Source organism: uncultured Blautia sp., assembly GCF_902497045.1.
Classification (GTDB): domain Bacteria; phylum Bacillota; class Clostridia; order Lachnospirales; family Lachnospiraceae; genus Blautia_A.
On the sequence record NZ_CABVDF010000316.1, the window covers coordinates 1 to 2,392 of the forward strand.

General features: G+C 39.1%; 1 protein-coding gene. It reads right to left on the bottom strand.

Annotated features, from left to right (window positions below; genetic code table 11):
• Positions 1 to 2,392 (bottom strand): EAL domain-containing protein (locus RDS42_RS14190; protein ID WP_308784229.1); only part of this gene is annotated, 2,392 nt, incomplete at both ends.

Here is a 2,392-nt window from a genome sequence, read left to right on the forward strand (position 1 = left end):
ATTGTATTCAAATATTTCCCTTCCATATCCATCCGGGAAAAATGAGAGACGTTTCAGATTACTGATCACTCTGTGATATCCTTCTATGCATATTTTGCCATCCTGGTCCTCTATATGGATTCCCATACATCTGACCGTCACTTCCCCCTTATCCGGATGCTTCCATGTATATTCAATCTGAACAAGCCGGTCAGAACTGATGATATTTTCCACTGCCTGATTTACATAATTATAGTATCCTTCATTGATCCTGTTATACCAGTAAACGTAACATTCCTCCGGAGGAAGAGGTTCTTTCAGACCCATAACCTGATCCATTACCTCATCTGTGTACATTTCATATCGATTATGCTCCGGATCAATACGGATCTGCCACAATCCCAATTCTGTATTTTTAAGTATATCGTTTCTAAAATAACTGAGACTGTCTCTTGTATTATGAAGATTGTACTTACTTTCTATCTGTTTTTTCGGAGAAGCTTCTGTTTCTGTTATATCAAAAGCAATACTCAGATGCGCAGGTTTTTGCATCCAGGAAATTTGCTTTCCTCTTACAATATAGCGTTTTTTCAGATAATGATTTTCTGATTCATTATCATTAATATAAAACTTTTCCCTGTCCAGCTTTTTATTCGTACAGAACTCACAGGGGCTGCTTCGTCCATGGAATACCTGGTAGCATTTCATTCCCTTGTAATCATAAATCCCTGTCTTTCTGCAGCCTGCAAGATTCATATAATAAAGTTCATTGGTCTGAATATCACTGACACAGATAACCTCATCCATCTTTTCCGCAATATTTCCCAGTTCTTCCTTACGAAGATCCTCTGACAAATCTGTATTAGCACTATTCTCTCTCTGACGTAAAGCTTTTTCTTTTTTTACTCTTTCCTGATATTCTTTGCAGTCCTCATAAATATAAATGCGTTCAAATTCGTCTTTTTTGTACGGCTTGGCAAAGAAAAATCCCTGAAGTACATCTGGATGAAGCTTCTGAAGAGCCATCAGCTCATCTTCTGTCTCCACGCCTTCACAGCACACCTGTATCCGGGCGCTGTGAGCCAGCTCGATCATATTACTAAGCAAGCGGTAATTATAAGCATTATAATGGATACGGTTTACAAAAAAACGATCGATCTTTGTTTCATCTATATCAATACTCTTCAAATAACTGAGACTGGAATATCCTGTTCCAAAATCATCAATAGCGATCTTAATCCCATACTGCTTCCATTCATAAAAAATCTTGTTAAAGTAGCTATAATCCTGAAGCTGTATGCTTTCTGTAATTTCCAATGTCAGCGCGTCTCCCGGAATCCCATACTCTTCCAGAACATCCAGAACCGTTTCTGCAATACATTCCTGACGCAGCTGTACATAAGAAATATTTACACTGATGTGAAAGTCCGGTATCTTTTTTCTCCATTCTCTGCACTGAGCAACAGCGGTTCTCAGAACCCATTCTCCAATCTGGCAGATCATACCGCTCTGTTCCAAAATAGGTATAAATTCTCCAGGTCCTACAATACCTCTGGAAGGAGACTCATATCGAAGCAGAGCTTCTGCTCCATAAAGCGTATATTCCTTACTGTCCACCTGAGGCTGATAGCAAAGGTAAAATCCCTTGCATTTCTCCTGAACAGCAGCTTTCATTTCATCCTGAAGTCGAATCCTGTTAAGACTGTCCTGATAGTCATCTGACGAAAAGAATACCAGCTTATTCTTCCCATCCTTTTTGGCACGATCCAAAGCATTTTCTGCATACTGGTATAATTTTCCTCCATCGGATTCATACCCTGCTCTGTATTCTACTGCCCCTGCTGAAACCGTGCAGTATTTTATCAGCTGTTCTTTTACGCTCTCATAAAATACAGGCACTTCTTCCCGGGTACTTCCAGGCATGTTCACAGCAAAACGGTCACCATCCAGACGATACGTGGTCATATGATTTTCTGCGTATTTTTCCAGTGTATCTGTTACCATTTTCAGAACATGGTTTCCAAAAAGTCTGCCGTTCTTTACATTAATATTTTTAAAATTATCAATTCCCAGAATCATGAGAAAACCTTCTCCATTTTTCAGGTATTTTCCCATATCCTCTATAAATCTGTCATAATTCCATAATTTAGTAAGACCATCTATCATACGACCCTCTGACAGTTCAGATATACTTCCAACCATAACAGACGGATTTCCCTCAGGATCCTTTTGAACCTTTCCTCTGCTGTTGATCCATATTCGATTTCCCTCACGATCAACCAGGCGGTACTCCAGATTATGACTGCTGGTAATCCCCTGCTTCATTTTTTCCATATCTTTTTCCAGAAGTGAAACATCTTTAAAATACATAGTCTTTGACCATTCGGAAAAAGAAATACCCTCTTCTACATTT